A 23,111-nucleotide genomic window follows, 5' to 3' on the forward strand; every position below is an offset into this window, starting at 1 on the left:
CGTGTTACATGAAGCAGTGTTCCTCGGTAAGATGCAGCCTGTTGTCGTTGACAACCGCCCCGGTGATCTCAAGGCGCACGCCCTTGGCTCCGAGTTTCCTTCTGCCTTCCAGGATAAGATGCACTTTCCTGTCCTCGGTCATGTACTCCTCAAAAACCTCATCGTATGTATCCGCCTTATCCAGAACCTTCTTAAAGTCCCCGATAAAAGCCGGAATGATTATGGCCCCTATGCTCTGTCCCTGCAGCGGACCATATACCCCAACTATCTCATGTAACAGTAATCTTCTAAGCTCCTCCATAGCTTTTTCGCTCCTGACCCCATAGTATTTTCATCAGCAGGTAACCCCTTACCGCCGATATATTCAAATCCTTACTGCTGTATTGCCTCAACGATTGCAGGAAGCAGCTGTTTCTTTCTGGAAACAACTCCGGGAAGTGAAACCGTATCTCCCTCAGCATTAAGGCCAAAGGCGCTGTTCAAGGTGTGAAGCGCCTTGCCGCCGGCGTAAACCACTCTTGATGACTCATCAATGATATTGGTGAGCATGAAGAACAGCATATCAAGGCCGTCCGCGCTGGTCACTGCCTCAAGCTCCGGCATGATCTTATCCTTGATCTCATCAAGCTCCTCTGCGCTCATGGAATTGATCTGACCGATACCTATAGTCATATCGTCTACCGTGAACTTCTTGAAATCCTGGTGAAGGATCTCTGTTGCGCTCTTTCCGCCAAGATTTGATCCCGCATGGAACATCTCCCTGGCAAAAGACTCATAGTCAACCTCTGCGATAGCTGCCAGCTCTTCACCGGCTTTTTTGTCCACTGCAGTGCAGGTAGGTGAACGGAACATCAGTGTATCGGAAAGGATAGCTGCAAGCAGAAGTCCCGCAGTAGTCTTATCCACCTCAATGCCATATTCCCTGTACATCAGATAGATGATGGTGCAGGTTGAGCCAAGGGGCTGATTCCTGAAGAATACAGGTCCCGCAGTCTCAATGGTGCGAAGTCTGTGGTGATCCACGATCTCCATGATCTCCGCCTCTTCTATTCCGTTTACAGCCTGGTTCTTCTCATTGTGGTCCACTAAGATCATGCGCTTTTTGTGGGCACCGAGGAAATTCCTTCGGCTGATCATACCGATGTAGTGATCGTTCTTGTCAAGCACAGGGAAATACCTGTGTCTCATGGATGCCATTACTTCCTGGATGTCCTCGATATAGTCGTCCATGTGGAAGCTCACCAGGTTGTCCTTCTTCATGATGTGATTGATGGGCATACTCTGGTTGATAAGCCTTGCCACCACGAAGGTGTCGTGAGGTGTAGTGATAACCTGTGTGCCGTGCTCTCGTGCCTGGCTCTGGATAGTCCTTGTAACCTCAGCGCCCTCGCAGACGATGATGCAGGAAGCACCAAGCTCGATGGCACAAAGCTGCGTCTCATATCTGTTACCAAGGATTACGATGTCGCCCTCTTCGATGACATTCTCCATCATCTCTGGGCTGGCAGCCGCAATAACAACCTTGCCGCGGTTAAGGGACTCTGTGATGTCTCCCACTATCATCTCACCGTCCAGGGTCTCCACGATGTTCCTGTAGCTGGTGCCCGCCTGGGAGAGAATGTGCGGATCGATAACATCCATATAGGTCTCAACAATATCGTTGGTGGTAACGATGCCCGACAGCTTGTCCCCGTCTGTTGCGCACAGTGTCACAACATCCGCATCTCTCATCTTGGCCCAGGCATTCTTCAGGGAAAGATCAGCCGTCACGCCGTCAAGCATTCTGATCTCCATATCCCTTACCTGCGTCCGCACATCCTTGATGTAGGCGGGAACAGCTACGTCAAAATGAGAAAGCACGAACTGTGTCTCCTCATTGAGGTGCCCCGCTCTGCAGGCAATGTAATTGCCGCCGAACACTTTATTCTTAAGATTGGCGTAGGTAATGGCCGCGCAAATGGAATCCGTATCGGGATTCTTGTGGCCGATCACGAACACCGGTCTGTTATTGGAATCATTGTTATTCATATATATCCTCCGGAAAAAGAACCTTCCTGTTTGATTTATCGTATATTACTAGTTTATAGGTATTGTGAGTCTTTGTAAACGTGCATCAAATCTCTTTTTACAAATATTCTCATCCCCACTGGCTTGTATACAGCTCATGATAGAAGCCCTTCTTTGCAAGAAGCGTATCATGGTCTCCCTGCTCGATGATATGGCCGTCCTTCATAACAAGGATAATGTCCGCCTCCCTTATTGTGGACAGTCTGTGAGCTACGATAAAGCTGGTCCTTCCCTGCATCATCCTGTTGAAAGCTTTCTGTATCCTGATCTCCGTCCTGGTATCGATGGAGGATGTAGCCTCATCCAAAATCAGCATTGGCGGAATATGCAGCATTACTCTTGTGATGCAAAGAAGCTGCTTCTGTCCCTGAGACAGATTGCCGCCGTTTTCGGTGATCAGAGTGTCATACCCCTTGGGCAGCCTCTTAATAAAGCTGTGGGCATGGGCAGCCTTGGCCGCCTCGATGATCTCTTCATCGCTAAACCCCTCTCTTCCGAGGGTTATGTTATCCCGTACCGTGCCGCTTCTAAGCCAGGTCTCCTGAAGCACCATTCCAAAGTTCGCCCTAAGGTCGCTGCGGCGAAGTTTCCTGATATCGTATCCGTCGATGCTGATGCTTCCCTTATCCGTGTCATAGAAACGCATAAGGAGGTTTATCAGCGTAGTCTTGCCGCTTCCCGTAGGTCCTACAATGGCAACTCTCTGGCCCTTCTTAATATCAAGGTTAAGGTCCTCGATGAGCTTTTTGCTCTTGTCATAGGAAAAAGATACATCGCTCACCGCAACGTCTCCTTTTGCCACAAGCTCTTTTGGCGCGCCCTCAAAATCAGGCTCCTCGGGCTGTTCCTCTATAAGCTGGAATACTCTCTCGGCGCAGGCCAGGGCGTTCTGAAGCTCCGTTACCACTCCCGATATCTCGTTAAAGGGCTTGGTGTACTGATTGGCGTAGCTAAGGAAAATGGTCAGTCCGCCGACACTCATGCCCCCTGCAATGCAGGCAAAAGCACCAAACAGCGCAACAGCCGCATAAACAATATTGTTGATGAACCTGGTGCTGGGATTGGTGAGGGACGACACAAAGGTCGCCATCACAGAGGTCTTCTCCAGCCTGTCGTTGATATCATCAAAAATCTCCAGGTTCTCATCCTCATGGGCAAATGCCTTTACCACGGAAAGATTACCGATCATCTCATCCACAAAGGCGGTCTGATCGGACCTTGCCTCGCTTTGCTCCTTGAACAGCTTAAAGGACCTGGTTGCAACAAACCTTGCCACAAGAAGAGACAGAGGTGTAAGTACAACTACCACGATGGCAATCCCGAAGTTTAAGTAGAACATGAACACCAGGGTTCCTACAATGGTCACAATACCCGTGAACAGCTGGCCAAATCCCATCAGCAGACCGTCCGCAAACATATCAACATCGGAGATGAGCCTTGAAACTATCTCTCCGGTGGGCTTGTTGTCCAGGTAATTGAAGGGCAGATTCTGGAGCCTTGAGAAGGCTTCTTCCCTCACATCCCTGACAACGCTGTATGTGATCTTATTGTTGGTCCTGTTCATCACCCACTGGCACAGAGCTATAAACATTACGATAACAGCCATTTTCAGCACGGTCGCGGTAAGAGACGCAAAGTCAACTTTACCCGTACCGGTGATCCTGTCGATGGCATTTCCCGCAAGGATAGGTACATACAGGGACAAAAGAGCCGTCACCACAGCCAGCACCATTGAAAGGGCTATAAGAAAATGATATTTTCCGGCGTACCGAAGGACTTTTTTCAGGGTGTTCTTCTTCATACCGCACCCTCCTTCCTGTACTGGGAATCATATATCTCTTTGTAGGTATCGCAGCTTTCAAGAAGCTGTTCATTGGTACCGATGCCCATTACTTTTCCGTCTTCAAGAACGATTATCTTATCGCAGTTAAGAACCGATGATGCCCTCTGGGAAACAATGAAGGTGGTGGGCGGATTGTCCATGGCCGCTATGGCTTCGCGTAGCTTTTTATCCGTCAGATAATCCAGCGCCGATGCACTGTCATCGAGGATAAGTATCTCGGGTTTCCGGACCAGTGCCCTTGCTATGGTAAGCCTCTGCTTCTGGCCGCCGGAGAAATTTTTTCCTCCCTGGGCTACCATGTGATCAAGGCCACCGGCTTTGCCCTCCACAATCTCTTTTGCCTGAGCTATCTCAAGGGCGCGGTTTATCTCATCGTCCGTGGCGTCGTTCTTGCCCCAGCGGATGTTGTCCCTTATGGTCCCATGGAAAAGAACTGCCTTCTGAGGCACTATGCCTATGCGCTCCCGAAGGTTCTCAAGGTCGTACTCTCTTATGTTCCTTCCATCCAGGATCACCTCTCCCTGTCTGGCGTCATAGAACCTGGGGATAAGGTTTATAAGAGTGGTCTTGCCGCTGCCGGTTCCGCCGATCACGCCGATCCTCTCGCCGCGTCTTACCGTAACATCAAGATCCTCAAGGGAGTCCTCGCTGTCACCTGCGTACCTCATAAATACATGGGAAAAGACAATGTGGTCGGGTGTCTTGTCAAACTCCTTAACACTGCCGTTTTCCATGGAGGACTTAAGCTCCAGCATCTCCTCTATCCTGTTTCCTGAAGCGATGGCCCTGGTCACGGTGATGATAAGGTTTGCAAACTTAATAAGTTCCACCAGGATCTGGGACATGTAGTTATAAAGAGCCACAACCTGGCCCTGGGTAAGGTCTCCTGCGTTTACTCTAAGTGCGCCTCTGTAAATGAGAAAGGCAACAGCAAGGTTAAGGATTGCATAGGTTGCGGGATTCATCAGGGCTGTGATGGTTCCCACGTGATTCTGCAAAGAAGTCAGGGAGTTGTTCTGCCCGTTAAAGTTCTCCTTCTCCTTCTCTTCAAGGCCAAAGGCTCTGATAACACGGACACCTGTGTGGTTCTCTCTTGTAAGGCCAAGGAGCTTATCAAGATGACTCTGGATCATGCCGTATCTTGGGATGCTCCAGCGCATGATAAGTCCCACCACCAAAAAGAGCAGGATTATTGTCACAAGGAAGATCAGTGCCATCCTTGTATTGATTGTAAAGGCCATGACCATGGCGCCGAATACCACGAAGGGTGAGCGAAGAAGCAGCCTTATGGTAAGGTTAACTCCCTGCTGAACCTGATTAACGTCACTGGTCATTCTGGTTATCATGGCCGAGGTTCCGATGCTGTCCATGTCTGAGTAGGAAAGCTTCTGGATGTTTTCAAAAAGTGCCCGCTTTACTTTCTTTGCAAAGCCAGCAGCTGCTCTTGCCGCAAAAAACTGTGCTGTCACGGCGCATATAAATCCAACAAGACATAAAAGCAGCAAAACAAGACACATCCTTATGACATAGCCTCTGTCTCCTCCTGCTATTCCCACATCTATCATGGATGCGATAACAAGGGGCACAAACAGCTCAAAGGATGCCTCCATAAGCTTAAACAGCGGTCCCAATATGGATTCTTTTCTGTAGTCTTTTAAGAATACAAGTAATTTCTTCATAGATTGTATCTGTAAACCTTTACGTTATATATTTCACCCTATTCACAAAAGTGTTTCTAAATGTGAATTGGTTTTTTTCTTGCGTTGGAAATGATTGGGCGCTGCGAGGCGCGGGGCATGTGAATTCTTTTAGGTTACATGGATCTTGCTTTTTCCAAACTTACGGGAAAAGACATCCCGGCATTTGCCATGAGAGCTCTCTCCGACACAAAGTATTCTACAAGATGATTGCGTCGGTAAAATATCACAAAAACTTGACGTTATATCGATAAATAGCCTGTTTGAGCACTTGTTTGTCGGGATAGCGTTTGCGTTTTGGGAATTCTGTACATTATTTCGTAAAAACCACCGACGCAAAGGTCCATATCAGACAAATGCGTCGGAAGCGCCTTGTCGAAATTATCGTAATCTTGTAAGTTCGCCGCATATATCCAATCACGCAATCTTGTAAGCCCTCAGCATATATCCGATTACGCTATCTTGTAAATCCTCATCATATATCCAATTACGCAATCTGCGAATCAGCCTATACCAGCCATGATTATTATCAACACAAATGCAAAAAGAAATTTTTTTTTCATTTTAGTAATTGATCCTGAGTCCCTTGGGATAATGGTTCTTGAGCATTCCTCCCGCAAGCTTTGCCCAGCCGATGCTGAAGCCGTCGCAGGTCACAAGGCACCAGCCCTTGCTCTTTGAAAGCTCAGGATGCTCCTCCCCGGAAATTCTGATGGATTGCCCATTCAGGAACTGCCTTATCTCAAGGCTGTCGCCGGCAAAGTCAACCGTCAGCGCAGCGTCATCCTTTTTCAGGAAAAGAGCCAGCGCATGGGAGGGTTCGAATCTGTCTTTTTTTACTGTACCAAGATGGAGCCCGGGACGCATTACCTTAAGACCCCTGATGCCCGGCATATCGGAAGGGATAAGGTAGAGCTGATCTCCGAAGGTCAGATACTCTCCCTTAAGATCCCGGTCTTTCAAGGTCTCTTTTTCAAACTCTTTGAAGATCTTTATCACATCAGATTTTGCCGCAGGATTTTTACCGCCGGGAATATAGGTTTTCTGGGCATTTTTATCTGTCTGACCATCTCTTTTAAAGACGCATAAAAAGTGCCCTTCCCCGCGAACCTTGTGGGGCCAGAGGCGAACAGAACCGCCCACCTGCTGCAGGATATCTGCGTCTCTGCTTGCGCTGCCGACGGTTTCATTATCAACGCCTGCGCTGCTAATGGCCTCACCACTAACACTTTCACCGCATCCAGTTTCCGAAGCCTCTGCGGCAAGTATATCCTCTCCTATGAATTCCGGCCGTCCGTTCTCCATGCCGCCGACAAGTTCCACCTTTTCCACCCTAAAATCCGGGTGCCTAAGAAGGAACTTCGCCACATTTATCTCATTCTCTTCCGGAGCAAAAGTGCAGGTTGAATACACCAGTCTTCCTCCCGGAAGCAGCATCTTAGCTGCGTTATCAAGGATCTCCTCCTGACGGGCCGCGCAGAGCTTCACGTTCTCAAGACTCCACTCCTCTGCGGCGTTATCGTTCTTTCGAAACATTCCTTCGCCGGAGCAGGGAGCATCCACCAGGATCTTGTCAAAGTACCCCTCAAAAACCTGCGAAAGATGCGCCGAATCCTCATTCAGGACCAGGGCATTTCCGATGCCCATTCTCTCTATGTTAAGAGAAAGAATCTTTGCTCTTCCTGCATTTATCTCGTTGGTCACAAGAAGGCCGCCGCCTTCCATCCTTGCTGCTATCTGAGTGGACTTTCCACCGGGAGCTGCGCAAAGGTCAAGGACCCTGTCCCCGGGCTTTGGATCAAGGAAATGCACCGGCGCCATGGCACTGGGCTCCTGGATATAGTAAAGCCCCGCCTCGTGATAGGGGTGCTTACCGGGAGATGCGGCTTCCGTGTAGTAAAAGCCATTCGATTCCCAAAAAACCCGGCCTTTGGAGGATATCTCTTTTTCATTGTCAGATGTACCTATTGCATTAGCAACTACCTGCGCCTGCTTTTCATCCGGAACCTTCAGCCCGTTGATGCGCAGCGCATGCACCCTCTCTTCCTCCTTATCAAAGGCGGTCAGGAACTCGTCATATTCTTTTTCCCCGAGGAGATCTTTCATCCTCTGCTCAAATTCATCAGGAAACATTTATCCTCCGCTTATAGCTTTCAAAAGGCAGAAGACCTGACGATCTTCTGCCCCATTATCACTTATCTGTTTTATGTTCTTTAATAAATTTCTTGATGCCCTTAAAGGTCTCGGGACTGATGACATGTTCAATCCTGCAGGCATCGTTCTCTGCAGTTTCGGCATCAACGCCGGCGGTCATCATAAGGAAGGTGGTTAGGTTGGTGTGCTTCTCGTAAACCTTCTTGGCAACCCTCATCCCCTCGGAAGTAAGGTTCAGTTCACCGTCATCCTCCATGGTGATAAGGCCGTTTTCCTTAAGTATTCCTACCGCCCTTGAAACACTGGGGCGGGAAAACCCAAGTTCATTGGCCACATCGATCGACCGAACCATTCCCTTGCGCTTCTTGAGTAGGTAAATTGTCTCGATATAATCTTCGCCTGATTCGTGCATAGAAGTTCCTCCCCAATACAATCTAACACGTTTCTCTAATTATATCCTTAAACACCGAAGGCTATCAAGAGCAACTTTACTAAATATGCGACAATCCACGCCACCAGACACTGCCACAAAACAGTGAATATTGCCCACTTTCCGTTCATCTCTCTCTTGATGGTGGAAACAGCTGCTACGCAAGGTGTGTACAGAAGGCTGAAAACCAGCATGGTTACTGCGCCTTGGGCTGTCAGAGCAGATGCGATTCCGCCCTCTTCCGCAAAAAGAACTTCCAGGGTTGATACCACACTCTCTTTTGCCATAAATCCTGAGATCAGGGATGTGACAATTCTCCAGTCCCCAAGTCCAAGAGGCGCAAATACGGGAGCAATGCTTCCAGCAAGTGTTGCAAGAATACTGGCGCTGGAGTCTTCAACCAGGTTGAAGTGAAGGTCAAAGCTCTGAAGGAACCACACGATGATGGTTGCAACAAAGATAACCGAGAAGGCCCTCTGAAGGAAGTCCTTGGCTTTCTCCCAAAGAAGCAGCCTTACGTTCTTGGCTCCCGGCATACGGTAGCTTGGAAGCTCCATTACGAAAGGAACTGCCTCGCCCCTGAAAATGCTGAGTTTCATAACAAGTGCCGCCAGAACTCCAACTATAATTCCAAGTACATAGAGCCCTGTCATGATAAGTCCGCCTCTTCCGGGGAAGAATGCATTTACAAAGAATGCATAAATAGGCACCTTGGCACTGCAGCTCATGAACGGGGTCAAAAGAATCGTCATCTTCCTGTCACGTTCGCTGGGAAGGGTTCTTGTGGACATTACCGCAGGAACGGTACATCCAAAGCCGATAAGCATGGGAACAATACTTCTTCCCGAAAGGCCGATCCTTCTCAGGATCTTATCCATAACAAAGGCAACTCTTGCGATATATCCGCTGTCCTCCATGAGCGAAAGGAAGAAGAACAGTGTAATGATGATAGGGATAAAGCTAAGTACGCTTCCAACACCTGCAAATACGCCGTCCACCACAAGTCCGTGGACCACCGGGTTTACTCCGGCTCTTTCCAAAAGAGCTGACACCTCAGCTGTCAATGCATCGATACCCATTTCAAGGATTCCCTGAAGGAAAGCACCTATGACGTTGAAGGTAAGGAAGAATACCAGCCCCATTATCAGAATGAAAGCGGGAATTGCTGTGTATTTGCCCGTAAGGATCCTGTCTATCTTCTCGCTTCGGATATGCTCCTTGCTCTTTCGGGGCTTTACAACCGTCTTGGAGCAAACCTTATCTATGAAATCGAACCTCATGTCTGCGATGGCAGCGCTTCTGTCAAGACCGCGCTCCTTCTCCATCTGCTGAATGATGTTCTCCAATATATCTTTTTCCTTGTCATCAAGGGAGAGCTTTTCAACAATGAGCTGATCTCCCTCCACCACCTTGGTAGCGGCAAATCTCTTGGGAATGCCCTCTCTTCTGGCATGATCCTCAATTAGATGCTCAACCGCGTGGATACATCTATGGACCGCGCCGCCATAGGCATTCTCATCGCAGAAATCGTTGATGAGGGGTTTCTCCTGATAGTGAGCGATATGTATGGCGTGGCTTACCAGCTCGTCAACGCCCTTGTTTAACGATGCGGAGATGGGAACCACGGGAACTCCCAGCATATCCTCCATAACGTTGATCTTGATGGTTCCGCCGTTGCCGCTGACCTCATCCATCATGTTAAGGGCCACAACCACGGGAATATTCATCTCAAGAAGCTGCATGGTCAGATACAGGTTTCTCTCGATATTGGTGGCATCAACGATGTTTATGATAGCCTTGGGATGATTCTCCAAAACAAAGTTTCTTGAAACAATCTCCTCACTGCTGTAGGGAGACATTGAATAGATTCCGGGAAGGTCTGTGACCATGGTGTTGGGGTGTCCTTTGATAGCGCCATCCTTCCTGTCCACGGTAACTCCCGGGAAGTTGCCCACATGCTGATTGGAACCTGTCAGCTGGTTGAAAAGAGTCGTCTTCCCGCTGTTCTGATTTCCTACAAGAGCATAGGTAAGAAGTGTGTCCGCAGGAAGGGGATTCTCATGCTTCTTGTCATGGAATTTGCCTCCTTCTCCAAGTCCCGGGTGAGAATAAGTATCGCCTTCAACGGCGGTCCTTACATCTCCCCCGATGTCATCCTTAACCCTTGTAACTTCTATCTTCTCTGCATCCGCAAGACGCAGCGTAAGTTCATATCCATGGAGCCTAAGCTCTATGGGATCTCCCATTGGAGCGTATTTAACCACCTTTATCTTCGCTCCGGGAATTACACCCATATCAAGAAAGTGCTGACGGAGAGCTCCCTCTCCACCAACAACGGTAACCTGGGCACTCTCGCCCACCTTTATGTCCTTTAATGTCATTAGAAAATCTCCACTACCCTAAAATTAGATTGAAGTCTTTTTTGACTTCCTGCCAAAAAGAAAAGAGGTTATCCTCACATGTATATAGGATAACCTCTTTAGTTCTTTTTTGCAAAAAGATATGATTACTTGGCGTAATCTGTTGCACGGCTCTCTCTGATGATATTAACCTTGATCTGTCCGGGATATTCCATCTCGTTCTCGATCTTCTTGGCAATCTCACGAGCCATGATAACCATATCCTCGTCTGAAACCTGCTCAGGAACTACCATTACTCTGACCTCACGACCGGCCTGGATAGCAAAGGAGTGATCAACTCCCTTAAAGCTGTTTGTGATATCCTCGAGTTCTTTTAATCTTGATGTGTAAGTCTCAAGTGTTTCTCTTCTAGCTCCGGGTCTTGCTGATGAAATTGTATCAGCAGCCTGTACAAGAACAGCTATAAGAGACTGGGGCTCAGTGTCACCGTGGTGAGCCTCTACTGCATTTATTACAGTCTGAGATTCCTTGTACTTGCGGCAGATGTCTACGCCGAGCTGTACATGTGAACCTTCAAGTTCGTGGTCGACAGCCTTTCCTATATCATGCAGGAAACCTGCCCTCTTTGCCACACGAACATCAAGTCCGAGCTCTGATGCCATAAGTCCGCACAGCTGTGCAACTTCTACAGAATGCTTCAGACAATTCTGTCCGTAGCTGGTTCTGAACATCATACGGCCCATGATCTTGATAACTTCCGGATGAAGTCCGTGAACACCTGCCTCGATAGCGGCATTCTCACCTTCCTCCTTGATCTTGGCGGCAACTTCCTTCTGTGCCTTCTCGACCATTTCCTCAATCCTTGCGGGATGAATACGTCCGTCCACGATAAGCTTCTCAAGGGCGATACGTGCCACCTCTCTGCGGATGGGATCAAATCCGGAAATAACTACAGCCTCAGGTGTATCGTCGATAATAAGATCAACACCTGTCATGGTCTCAAGGGTTCTGATGTTACGACCCTCTCTACCAATGATACGGCCCTTCATTTCATCATTTGGTAACTGAACGACAGAAATTGTAGTCTCGGAAACGTGATCTGCTGCGCAGCGCTGGATAGCGTTCACAACTATTTCCTTGGCTCTCTTATCTGCCTCTTCCTTAGCCTCAGCTTCCATGTTCTTGATCATGATAGCTGATTCATGCTTCACATCATCTTCTACGATCTTTAAAAGATACTCTTTTGCCTGCTCGGAGGTTAAGCCAGAGATTTTTTCCAGTTCCTGCAGTCTCTGCTCGTTTAGTTTCGCAACCTCGTCACTCTTCTTGTTTAAAGCCGTCTCACGGTCATTTAAACTCTGCTCTTTCCTCTCGATCGCTTCGGATCTCTTCTCGACGTTCTCCTCTTTCTGCTGAACACGCCTCTCTGCGCGCTGTACCTCGTTTCTGCGGTCCTTAACTTCCTTCTCAAGTTCGTTACGGGTCTTAAGAGACTCTTCCTTAACTTCAAGGAGTTTCTCACGCTTGGTTTCTTCAGCGGTCTTGAGGGCTTCGTCGATAATCTTTCTTGCCCTCTCCTCAGCACTGCCAATCTTGCCGTCCGCTACCTTCTTGTGATAATTCTGTGCAAGAATCCAGGTAACAAGAGCAGTGATGACAAGAGTTGCTACTACTGCAATTATAACAGGGATCATTACAGGAGCACCTCCTTATTCAATTTTCATTGTACAATATTTTGTATAGTTAGCTATAAATAAGCGCACTAATATACAAGATTACAACAGATTAATTCTACCTTGTATACAATTTGATGTCAATAGATGAAAGCGGAACATCAAACACATTTCTTGTATGTCGGCTTATTATTTTCAATCTTCAGAAATTGCTTTTCTTATAAGTGACATGGGAAAACCACGTCTTAAAAGAAATCCCATTATCTTCTGTTTCTCTTTGAGGTCGCTGTTATCCGGATCATAATGCTTCTTGATAAGAAGGCTCCTTATCTGTTCAAGCTCAGCTTCTCCGTCATCTCCGGCATACAGCTCTTCCATTGCATCTGAAATAATATCCTTGGCTATTCCCTTCCCCATAAGATCCTGCATGATACGGGCTCTGCTGCGGCTCTCCATGTGATAGGAAATGTAGTCTCTTGCATAGCGGTCATCATCAAGGTATTTGTAGGACTTTACATAATCTATGGCCTCGTCAATGATGTCTTCGGGGTAAAGTCCCTCCTGCAGCTTGTCCCGAAGCTGCCTCTCTGTATAGTCCCTCTTCTGGAGAAGGTTCATGGCACGGAGCTTGCAGCGTTTTGGAAGAAGGTCCTCTGTTATCTGCCTGTAAGCGGCGTAGTCCAGTTCCAGCCCTTCCTTGACCTTATACTCCCTGAGTTCGCCCTTATATAATACAAAAGCAAACTCTCCATCAAGAAATATCTTAACCCTTTTCTTATCAAGCTCTCTAAGCTCTGAAACCACCATATTCAGGAAATCCCCCTATATTACAAATCCCCCGAAAATAAATGATTCTCGGGGGATTCTATCACTTTATTGTCTGCCCATGGCTGATACGACATGGCAGTTCAACTCATTACGATCAGGCCTTTGTTGCCTTCTTCTTAGCTGCCTTTTCTTCTGTATCCTCAGATGCTGCTGCAGAAGCTACGCCGCTTCCCTGAAGTCCGAAGTGCTCTCTAACCTTAGCCTCGATCTCATCGCGAACATCGGGGTTATTCTCAAGGAAGAGCTTGGCGTTCTCACGGCCCTGTCCGATCTTATCTCCGCCGTACTGATACCATGCACCGCTCTTATTGACAATATCAACGCTTGCTGCAAGATCAAGGATATCACCGGTTGCGGAGATTCCCTTACCGAACATGATATCGAACTCCGCCTCCTTGAAGGGAGGAGCCACCTTGTTCTTAACTACCTTAACTCTTGTTCTGTTACCGATAACCTCGCCGTTCTGCTTGATGGCCTCGATACGACGTACATCCATTCTTACTGATGAGTAGAACTTAAGGGCACGTCCACCGGTTGTGGTCTCGGGATTACCGAACATAACACCAACCTTCTCACGGAGCTGGTTGATAAATACTACTGTACAGTTAGACTTGCTGATAACAGCTGTCAGCTTACGAAGAGCCTGGGACATAAGTCTTGCCTGAAGTCCCACGTGGGAATCACCCATATCTCCGTCGATCTCAGCCTTGGGAACCAGGGCTGCAACTGAGTCAACAACTACTATATCGATGGCGCCGGAGCGGACCATGGTCTCTGTGATCTCAAGAGCCTGCTCACCGCTGTCGGGCTGTGAAATGTAAAGGTTATCGATGTCTACACCGATGTTCTTGGCATATACAGGGTCCAGAGCATGTTCTGCATCAATGAATCCTGCGATTCCGCCTCTCTTCTGTACCTCAGCGATCATATGAAGGGTTACTGTGGTCTTACCACTGGACTCAGGTCCGTAGATCTCCACGATCCTTCCCTTAGGGATGCCTCCAAGGCCAAGTGCAATATCAAGACTCAACGAACCTGTAGGAATGGTCTCTACATTCATGGTATCTGTTGAATCTCCCAGCTTCATGACAGCTCCCTTGCCGAACTGCTTCTCAATCTGACCAAGGGCCGCGTCTAATGCCTTCTGTTTCTCTTCTCTTTCCATACTGCCTCCTTCAAGAACATCCGTTCGTTATATCTATAATATAAAACAGATGTTCGATTGTGTCAATAAAATTTTAGAACAAAAATTCGAAAGATCTTTGCTTAAATAAAAAATGCTGAATTTCCGGCAGAAACGCCAGACATAAAATAGATATGTATTTCCCCATTAACATACACAAGTCATTGCCGGGACCGACAATGACTTGAATACAATAGCACATATTTACATTACTGTCAAAGCATCCCCAAAACCTTACGCCTTCATGCTGATGTCATACTGTCTGCACAAAACGCTGTACTCCTCGTTTATAAGCTGAACCATGTAGGAATCTCCGCTTATATTGTCGGGATGGAACATCTTCATGAGATCCTTGTATCTCTTCTTGAGGGTAAGGGCGCTGTTTACGCCTCTGAACAGAAGATCCAGAGCATCGTATTCATCCTCGCGCTGGTAAGCCTTTTCTCTCTCCAGTCTGATGAATTCGCTCTCAAGCTTCTTCTTGTCGGCATTGAGCTGATCAAACCCGTTGTTGAGGATCTTAAGTCTCTGATCAAACAGAGCCTTGTCATTGTTGAGCTTCTTGGTTGCGTTCTCAAGCTTCCTCTCAGCCGCATCCATTCTGTCCTTGAAGGCCAGTTCCTCCTCTTCGAGTCTTGCATATCTCTCGCAAAGAGCGCTCTCCTGGTTCTCCAGCCTTACACTCTCCTTGAAAAGCCAGACGCGAAGCTGCGCAAGCTCATCCTCAGTACCGTTTAAGATTATCTCTTCTAAATTTCTTCTCTCTTCCATAAGGGCCCCCACCTTTCGGAAAGGCTAGAATTACTGTTCCTTCTTCTCCTCGGGAAAAGCAATCTCTACTGCCGAATCACTGTCCATCATATCTTCCTTCTTGGAAGAAATACGGTCCATAACATCGGGAACAAGATCAAGGATCTTGGTAACCGCATCCTGATTCTTGATATTTACAAGCTTGGTGGAACCATTCTTGATAATAAGGACTGCGCTGGGTGACATCTTAGCTCCGAATCCACCGCATCCTCCATTCTTTTTATCGGCTGAAGTTGAGCCTGCCCCAACCCCAAACGAAACATCTACGAGGGGAAGAATAATTGTATCCCCCACCTTGGTGGGCTCCCCTACAACCGTCTTTGATGAAAGAATTGAGCTCATACCTGTAAGCAGTGACTCAACTACCCCGTTAAAATTACTTTCTGCCATAACTTCCTCCTGCTATATATTATGAATTGATTATCTTCTTAAATCGTTTGATAACTCTCTTAACGTCACGGTTAAGATAAACCACCGCCGCCGACCAGACTATGGTAAACAGTCTGATGTGGCCTTTCAAATGTACCTCACCCTCAAGGACCTTCTCCTCAAAATCCGGTGTGAAGTAAACCTTCTTATAAAGCTTGTGATAAAGTGCTCCGTAGGCTCCCATGAGTTCTGCCGTAAGAGCAGGATCCCCGCTTCCGAATACCACATCTGCCTTAAATTTATCAGGCATTATCATCTTAAGTATCTTCAAAAGCTTCTTCTTAACCAGGGTAAATGCCCTGTCAAAAGTCTCACTTTCAAGTGTGGTTTTAATCATACTTATCTTACCACAAACTCTAGATATTGTATATTGTAATTTTTCAAGCACATTTAGTGGTGTTTTCAGAATATTGTCGATGGAATCTATCACTTTCCAGATCACGTCCAGAATATTCTTAGGTTCACCATCTTCGGACTCATCCTCTTTTCCCTGGTCAAAAGAGCCTTCACCTTCGCCGGAGCTTTCCGAAGAAGCGGTATCCTCCGGCTTAGCACTTTCCTGTTTGCCGCTGTCTTTCTTGCCCCGCTTTTTCTTTTCCTTCTTGTCCTTCTTGTCTTCGGCCTTTTCGGAGTCCTTGCCCTCTTCCTTGGAGTCCTTATCCTTGTCCTTGCCGGGCTTCTCCTTCTTGGGAAGTATCTTTATTCCGAAGATTCTTAAGGTGAATTCCTTGTTCTCGGGGAAATCCAGACCTCCTCTTATCACAAACAAAAGCCAGGAGAACCGCACTTTGGCGGATATCTTCTCCACATCAAAGTTATCAAGATCCGACCGCGGCACCGAGGCGTCCGCCTTATAACGAATAGGTGCAAACAGCACCAGTAGTAACAAAAGAAGTATCACTGCCAGGATCACCAGCAGCACAATTCCAATTATCTTTAAAACAGTTAAAATTCCGGTTAACAGAAGCATATATACACCAACCCTTAAGTTTATTCTGAGACTGACCCAAGATAGTCCACAAGCCGCCCTTCGTACCCGGCGGATACGGCGTCCTCTGTGATCTTCACAATAAGATCCAGGGCTTCCTTGTAGCTTCCGGCTATTCCGTAGACGTAGGCCGGATTTGATTTATAGTAGGGTTGTTTGAGGAGCATGCTGTTCACAATATCAAGCTGGTCGCAGGATGACATGGCACGCATGATGCAGAAGGTGCCAAGACCGCCCTTGCCGTGAAACAGCTGCCACTTGGCATACGTGTGCTTTTTGACTGATTCCCCGAAATACAGATTCTTGTGGAATCTGCAAAATCCCCTATTTTTCATACCGCAAAAAAATCTCCCAAATATCGATATTTACAACAAAAATCGTTTGTATACGGTCCTATAAAACGATATACTTATATTATCATAATGCTCATAATTTTTGAATTACGTTCTTTCACCTTCGGAGGTGTGCATGAAAGTAATAGCAAGAATGGAACTAAAGCCCGGAATGGTGGTTGCCGAGGATATCCTTAATTACAAAAACGAGATAATCCTCACCGCCAATACCAGGATCAACGACACCATGATCGAGAAACTTGCAAGGCAGTCCATCATGGTTGTTCCCATAAAGGAAGAGATAGATTTCGCCACCACTCATTTTGAGAAGGTCCGTCTGAGTGAGGGCTTTAAATCTTTTGAATCCACCTACAATATCTATTTCCCCGTATATAAAAATCTCATGATGAGCGCTGTTACCAACAGAACTCCCATCAAGATGGAACAGCTCATGGAAGTATACAGGAATATCATAGTCTGCGCCAAGAGCGGCGAACTTCTTCTTGATTATCTCTACAACATGCTCCCCGGTGAAGACGACATGACCCATGCCCACTGCCTGAACTCAGCTCTTATTGCCGGTGTTTTCGGAACGTGGCTCGGTCTTTCCAACGAAGACATCAATCTGCTCATTCAGTGCGCCTTTGTGTACGATATAGGCAAGCTCAGCATACCCTATCAAATCCTGTGGAAGCCTGAGAGACTTACCTCAGAGGAATACAGACTGGTAATGCGCCACACCACCATCGGTCATGATTTCCTGGCGGGGTACGGCACTTTCGATCAGCATGTCCTGAATGCCGCTCTACAGCACCATGAGCGCTGCGATGGCTCGGGATATCCCAAGGCCCTTACCGATACCGAGATCGACAGATTTGCCAAATATATTGCCATCATCGATACCTACGAGGCCATGACCTCTCCCCGTTCCTACAGGCAAAAACTCAATCCCTTCCAGATCATAGCCAACTATGAAAATGAGGGCTTTGTAAGATACGACTTTGCAGCCATTAAGTCCATCCTCTCCCACATTGCGGGATCCCAGCTTGGCTTTAATGTGCAGCTCAACAGCGGGCAGATCGGAGAAGTCATATTGATAAACGAAAAGTCACTCTCCAGGCCTCTTATCAAACTAAACACAGATAATACCCTTATAGATATGTCAGCCAATCCTCAGCTTGCCATTGTATCTGTTTTCTGATCACCAGATACCGAAATAGGCATCAAAGATTCTTTTGGCGATGGGCACCGCATAGCTTCCGCCGCTGCCGGCGTTCTCCACTATGATGGTGACGCACACCTGAGGATCTTCAGCCGGAGCATAGCCTGTAAACCATGCGTGAGAATCCGAAGTTGAGGAATTAAATTCAGCAGAACCGGTCTTTCCTGCCGCAGTGTAGGAAAGGCCTTTTAATTTGCTTGCGGTACCCTCATTGACAACCGCCTCCATCATCGACCGCAGGATCTGACTCTGGGAAGAAGTCATAAGGCGCTTGCTCTCCTCAGTGGCATAGGACTTTATGATCTTCCCGTCATAGCTTTTTATCTCGCTCACAAGATGCGGCTTCATCATCACACCGTCATTGGCGATGGCACAGGTTATCATATTAAGATGGATGGGCGACATGGAAGTACTGCCCTGCCCGATGGCAAGCTGCATCACATCACCGTAGCTGGTGGTGATGTTGATGCCCGCGCTTGATTTGCTATATAACATATCAAGAGGCAGGTCCTTGTTAAACATCAGGCTGTTGAGGGTACTGCTGAAGGTCTGTCTGTTTATCTGAAGTCCGATATTTGCAAAGGATGAGTTACAGGACTCGGCAAAAGACTTAACAAAATCCTCACTGCCGTGGCTCTGCCCGTGATAACAGGAAATACTCTCATCCTCGTAGTTGAATCTCCCGCTGCAATTAAATCTGTAATCGTTGTAATCCTCAGGGTGATCCTTGATATAAGCCAGTGCCGTTACGATCTTGAAGGTAGATCCCGGAGGGTAAAGTCCCTGAGTTGCCCTGTTAAGAAGCTGGGCATCCCCCGAAGTATCCGCAAGAAGCCTGTCCCACTCGGTCTGAATGGTGTTGGGATCAAAGTCAGGTTTGGACACCATTGCCAGTATCTCTCCGGTCCTCGGGTCAGACACAACAATGGCTCCCTTTCTGGCTGACAGGGCATTATAAGCCACTTCCTGAAGGTTCACATCAAGAGTTGTATAACAGTCATTGCCCGGGTACTTCTGCCCTTTTGCATCAAGGGCCACCTTTGAGGGAAGGTCCGCGCTGGTATTTATCAGATAGTAGTTGGCTGCGGCCTCGATCCCGGCCTTGCCGTTACTGGCATACCCCACCACGTGGGCGAATTCATTGCCGTAGGGGTACACCCTTGTCTCTTTTCCCTCCTGATCAGTCTGTGTATAGGCCAGCACGTCTCCGTCTCTTGAATAGATGCTGCCCCTTATATTCTGATCCAGAAGGATCTGCTGTCTGGTATTGTAGCTGTTGCTCATGAGCACAACCTTGTTGGCATAGGAATAATAGCAGATGTAAACCAGCATTGCGCAGAACAGCCCCACGTAAAAAACAGAGAGAACGATTATGGGATAGGATCTGATCTTTCTCTTATTCTTTTGTTTCGTTTCCGGTTTCAGGTTTTCCATTTTCTGCCTCAATATTCTGTCTCATCTGCTGCTGGCGCCTCTGTTTCCTGCGTTCCATGGCCTCGTATCTCTCGTCGGTCCTTATCATGCACACACCCTCCACTATCATCATCATGATAATGGTGACCAGCACCGAGGTTCCGCCGTAGCTTACAAGCGGCAGCGTCACACCGGTCAGGGGGATGAACTTGCATCCGCCTCCGATGGTGAGAAAGGTCTGGAAAATATAAGCAACGCCCGCTCCGCAGGCAATGAGTCTGTAATACTTATCCTTAATGTAGTAGCCCTCCTGCATAATCATCAGGAAGGTGCTCACGCAAACCAGGGCCATGAACACAGCAAAAAGAACCCCCAGCTCCTCCGCGATGGCAGAAAAGATGAAGTCCTGCTCAACGTATGGTATGGATTCCGGAGAGCCGCCGTAAAGCCCAAGTCCGAACCATCCTCCGCTGCTGATTCCAAACAGTGACTGGCTCAGCTGATAGCCCGAGGATGCAATATCCTTGAAGGGATCAAGAAAGGCCTGGACCCTGACCCTTATATGGGAAAAGAGTCTGTAGGCAAACATGCTGGCTGCCACTCCAAGCCCCAGTCCCAGAGCAAGGTAGCCGATATTGTTGGTGGAGATATAAATAAGCGCCAGGTAGATCACAAAGTAGATCAGGGCACTTCCAAGGTCCTTGGACAGCACCAGGATTATCACGTGGACCGCTGCCACCGCCGATGCAAGAAACAGCTGCCATATATTCTCGGCCTGATAGAGGGCCCCCGCCATAAAGAACAGGAAAAGAATCTTCACCGCCTCGGAAGGCAGGAACGTGATCCCGGCTATGGTGTAGGTAATCTTGGATCCGTTGGTGGCAGCTCCGTACAAGAGAACCGCACCGATGGTCATAACTCCCACAGCAGCATAAATCCAGGTAAAGCGTTTCAAAAAGTCAAACCTGAAAATGATCTCCGGCACAAAAAATCCGATTATAAAAGATGCGGTCACGATAAAGAACTGCTTGATGGCCTTGTCATAGGAAAGCCTTGTGAGAATTATCATGCTTATCATAAGCAGCATGCAGCTGTTGTTAATGATGAGCCTGTTGCCCTCAGGGTAGATGACGTAGAAAAGCATCAGCACCGCGGCAAAGATTATCACCTGAAAGGCGAAGAAAAACATGTACACCGGCCGCCCGCTCTTTGCCACCACCTGAATGAAACAGGATATCTGCACCACAAACATGAACAGTATCTGAAGGGCATAGATCATCCTTCTCTTTTTCTCTGTGGTGTACTTAAAGGTCAGAAAGGCCAACACCGTATAGATCAAAAGAGACAGTGCTATGACATATTTAGATATCTCGGTTACGTATAATTCCATATATTATTCAACTTCGCGGCCAAAGTGTCCTGTGGTATAGCTTCCGTTCTCAAACACTTCCGCCCCGCTCCTGCCGTTATAAAGATCTGTGTAATACTTAAGGATCTCCAGTGTTCTTTCCTTACTCTCCACTGTAAAATCAATCCTAAGCTGCCCAAACAGCCCGGGCTTTCTCACATCCCCAAGCTTCTTGTGAAGTGAAGTGGGATGAACGTTATGTATCACGTTGTAGCAGCTTCTGCAGTTACAGGTAACAGGCATCACATTACCAAGTCTGTCGGTTATGCTCACTGTTTCCGAATAGAGCTGCCCCATCTTGCCGCTGCATTTGTCAGTAGTCTTCTTGATGCACCCTGCACTTATCATCATGGGTACATGTCCGTATATGTTAAAAGAAACATCAATATCAGCCACTTCTTTGACAGCCTTTGTCATATCACAGGCTTCCCTGAAGGTAAGCTCGTAGGGCACTGTGATCTCATCTATCATGAAACCGTCAGGGCCTTTGTTGGCATTAAGGAGAAGCTTAAGGGCATCGCTGTTCCAGACATATAGACTGTAATCTCCGATTACCATGCCTATAAAGTTCATCTCCCTGATAAGTCCAAGCTGCTCTAAGTTTCGCGCAAGAACACCGTCAAAGCCTTTGGACTCAAGCTCTGACACTACTCTCCGGACTTCCATGCAGCCGTCAAACTGTTCATGTCTTGTGACATAGGGAAGCATGACGATGAGCTCATTCTTAAAGCCCTCAAACTCGCTCTTATCAAGTTCAAGGAAAAGGTTGCTGTCTACATATATTCTCTTAACCGCATCGGAACTGCTGCATTCCGATAAAACCGCCTTAAGCTGGTCACGGGTCATAACGGACACACTAAGACCGCCGGTCCTGCCATCATTTTTATTGCTATGGGCGCTGTAATAATCCCTGTCTATATCTGTCTCATAGGAAGTGAAGCGAACAGACTCTGTTCCCTTTTTGCCCTGGCAAGCAAGAAGGATCTCCATTTCCGAAACCGCAGACCTTCTGAGCTCATTGAGCTCGCTTACAGGCATGAAGATACCTGTTCCCGCGCCGTTATCGTCAATGTTTATCTCCGTTCTTCCGGCTGAAAAACCGGTATTTCCAAGCTTACTAAGCTGCTTCAGGATATCAGCCTCAGCCATTGGTCTTTTGGATGCAGCCTGGACAGGATTTCCGTAAACCGTTGCCGAAAGCTTCCCTTCGCCGTCATTGGAAGGAGCGGCGATGGTAAGTGCAGCCTTCTCTCCCACCTTAAGGTCACACTTCATGGTGATCTCTTTCTTCAAAGTGGAAGTAAGGTACTTCTGCCTGACATCTTCAAGAATGCTGTCGGAAGTGGCACTGTAGGCCGGTGATGAAATGGTCACCATATCCCTGCCGTTGTGTTTGTGATAATATCCCTCGCTGATGCCGGTTCTCTGATAGAGCGCCCTCAATGTCTCCATATCCTCTTTGGATACAGTAAATTCAGCTTTAGGGTCAGCGTAATATCTGTCTATATATTTCCTGTAAAGGGCCGTAACACCCGCGGAATACTCGGGTTTCTTCATACGTCCTTCTATCTTGAAGGAGTCAATCCCGGCCTCGATAAGTTCAGGAATGATACCTATGGTGCTCATATCCTTAAGGCTCAAAGGATAGCTCTCCCCGCGGCTTCCCCTGTATTCATAGGGAAGTCTGCAGGGCTGAGCGCAGCGGCCTCTGTTGCCGCTCCTTCCGCCAACCATGCTGCTGAAAAGGCAGATTCCCGAGTAGCAATAGCACATGGCGCCGTGAATAAAGGCCTCAACTTCAATGTCAGCCTCTCTCCTTATTTCCGCCATCTCCTGAAGACTCAGCTCTCTTGCGGGAACAACCCTTACGCAGCCAAGGTCCTTAAGTAGCTTAGCTCCGTGAACACCCGTAACTGTCTGCTGGGTGCTGGCATGAAGCTCGATATCCGGGAACTCGTCCCTGATAAGGCGCATAACGCCGTAATCCTGCACGATAACACCGTCCAGCTTCTTCTCCGCAAAGGGAACCATAAAGTCATAGAGCTCACCAAATTCCTTCTGCTTGATGAGAGTGTTGACTGTCATATATATCTTTTTTCCATGGATATGGGCATAAGAAATAGCGTCAAGAACCTGATCCCTGTCAAAGTTGTCAGCATAGGCTCTTGCGCCGAATTTGGAACCCCCAAGATAAACGGCATCGGCACCTGCGTTGAATGCCCCCACCATTGTTTCATAGCCACCGGCCGGTGATAATAACTCTACTTTTTTCAT

18 protein-coding genes are annotated in these 23,111 nt (G+C 47.6%); 1 reads left to right on the forward strand and 17 read right to left on the reverse strand.

What is annotated here, in order from left to right; all coding sequences use genetic code 11:
• Positions 1–4 precede the first annotated feature (4 nt).
• The 14 genes from T456_RS0113960 to T456_RS0114030 all read right to left on the reverse strand — a co-directional run bounded on the left by T456_RS0113960 (position 5) and on the right by T456_RS0114030 (position 16,797).
• Positions 5–301: a hypothetical protein gene (locus T456_RS0113960; RefSeq protein WP_024866637.1), complete on the reverse strand. Its 297-nt coding sequence runs from the start codon at positions 299–301 to the stop codon at positions 5–7.
• A 71-nt stretch (positions 302–372) separates the two neighbouring features.
• Entirely contained in the window at positions 373–2,028 is a 1,656-nt protein-coding gene (locus T456_RS0113965) for a putative manganese-dependent inorganic diphosphatase (RefSeq protein WP_024866638.1), read from the reverse strand.
• 109 nt (positions 2,029–2,137) lie between these two features.
• Positions 2,138–3,868: an ABC transporter ATP-binding protein gene (locus tag T456_RS0113970; protein ID WP_024866639.1), complete on the reverse strand. Its 1,731-nt coding sequence runs from the start codon at positions 3,866–3,868 to the stop codon at positions 2,138–2,140.
• Entirely contained in the window at positions 3,865–5,589 is a 1,725-nt protein-coding gene (locus tag T456_RS0113975) for an ABC transporter ATP-binding protein (RefSeq protein ID WP_024866640.1), read from the reverse strand. The genes T456_RS0113970 and T456_RS0113975 overlap by 4 nt, the downstream gene beginning before the upstream one ends.
• A gap of 582 nt (positions 5,590–6,171) precedes the next feature.
• A complete protein-coding gene (locus T456_RS0113985; RefSeq protein ID WP_024866641.1) occupies positions 6,172–7,740 on the reverse strand; it encodes an RsmF rRNA methyltransferase first C-terminal domain-containing protein in 1,569 nt (522 codons plus the stop codon).
• 58 nt (positions 7,741–7,798) lie between these two features.
• Positions 7,799–8,173: a metal-dependent transcriptional regulator gene (locus T456_RS0113990; protein ID WP_024866642.1), complete on the reverse strand. Its 375-nt coding sequence runs from the start codon at positions 8,171–8,173 to the stop codon at positions 7,799–7,801.
• A gap of 47 nt (positions 8,174–8,220) precedes the next feature.
• Entirely contained in the window at positions 8,221–10,572 is a 2,352-nt protein-coding gene (gene feoB / locus T456_RS0113995) for a ferrous iron transport protein B (RefSeq protein WP_024866643.1), read from the reverse strand.
• Between the two features lie 125 nt (positions 10,573–10,697).
• Positions 10,698–12,245 (reverse strand): ribonuclease Y, encoded by a 1,548-nt coding sequence (gene rny, locus T456_RS0114000; protein WP_024866644.1) that lies wholly within the window; start codon positions 12,243–12,245, stop codon positions 10,698–10,700.
• A 174-nt stretch (positions 12,246–12,419) separates the two neighbouring features.
• The gene (locus T456_RS0114005) at positions 12,420–13,031 is read right to left on the reverse strand and encodes a regulatory protein RecX (protein ID WP_024866645.1); all 612 of its coding nucleotides are present in this window, start codon (positions 13,029–13,031) and stop codon (positions 12,420–12,422) included.
• A gap of 115 nt (positions 13,032–13,146) precedes the next feature.
• A complete protein-coding gene (gene recA / locus T456_RS0114010; RefSeq protein WP_024866646.1) occupies positions 13,147–14,217 on the reverse strand; it encodes a recombinase RecA in 1,071 nt (356 codons plus the stop codon).
• A gap of 252 nt (positions 14,218–14,469) precedes the next feature.
• The gene (locus tag T456_RS0114015) at positions 14,470–15,006 is read right to left on the reverse strand and encodes a J domain-containing protein (RefSeq protein WP_024866647.1); all 537 of its coding nucleotides are present in this window, start codon (positions 15,004–15,006) and stop codon (positions 14,470–14,472) included.
• 30 nt (positions 15,007–15,036) lie between these two features.
• Complete coding sequence (locus T456_RS0114020; protein WP_024866648.1) at positions 15,037–15,435, reverse strand: GerW family sporulation protein; 399 nt, start codon at positions 15,433–15,435, stop codon at positions 15,037–15,039.
• Between the two features lie 19 nt (positions 15,436–15,454).
• Entirely contained in the window at positions 15,455–16,444 is a 990-nt protein-coding gene (locus tag T456_RS0114025) for a DUF2953 domain-containing protein (protein ID WP_081749110.1), read from the reverse strand.
• 20 nt (positions 16,445–16,464) lie between these two features.
• Positions 16,465–16,797, reverse strand: a complete 333-nt coding sequence (locus T456_RS0114030) for a hypothetical protein (protein WP_024866650.1) — start codon at positions 16,795–16,797, stop codon at positions 16,465–16,467.
• A gap of 133 nt (positions 16,798–16,930) precedes the next feature.
• Here T456_RS0114030 and T456_RS20300 point away from each other — a divergent pair, with 133 nt between their 5' ends.
• Complete coding sequence (locus T456_RS20300; protein ID WP_024866651.1) at positions 16,931–17,995, forward strand: HD-GYP domain-containing protein; 1,065 nt, start codon at positions 16,931–16,933, stop codon at positions 17,993–17,995.
• Here T456_RS20300 and T456_RS0114040 read toward each other — a convergent pair whose 3' ends face one another.
• The 3 genes from T456_RS0114040 to T456_RS0114050 are packed head-to-tail and all read right to left on the reverse strand — an operon-like array spanning position 17,996 to position 23,111.
• Entirely contained in the window at positions 17,996–19,450 is a 1,455-nt protein-coding gene (locus tag T456_RS0114040; protein WP_024866652.1) for a peptidoglycan D,D-transpeptidase FtsI family protein, read from the reverse strand.
• Entirely contained in the window at positions 19,413–20,819 is a 1,407-nt protein-coding gene (locus tag T456_RS0114045; RefSeq protein ID WP_024866653.1) for an FtsW/RodA/SpoVE family cell cycle protein, read from the reverse strand. Before T456_RS0114045 ends, T456_RS0114040 begins: the two co-directional genes overlap by 38 nt.
• A gap of 3 nt (positions 20,820–20,822) precedes the next feature.
• Positions 20,823–23,111: a peptidase U32 family protein gene (locus tag T456_RS0114050; protein WP_024866654.1), complete on the reverse strand. Its 2,289-nt coding sequence runs from the start codon at positions 23,109–23,111 to the stop codon at positions 20,823–20,825.

It is taken from the genome of Butyrivibrio sp. FCS014, from assembly GCF_000526935.1.
Taxonomy (GTDB): domain Bacteria; phylum Bacillota; class Clostridia; order Lachnospirales; family Lachnospiraceae; genus Butyrivibrio.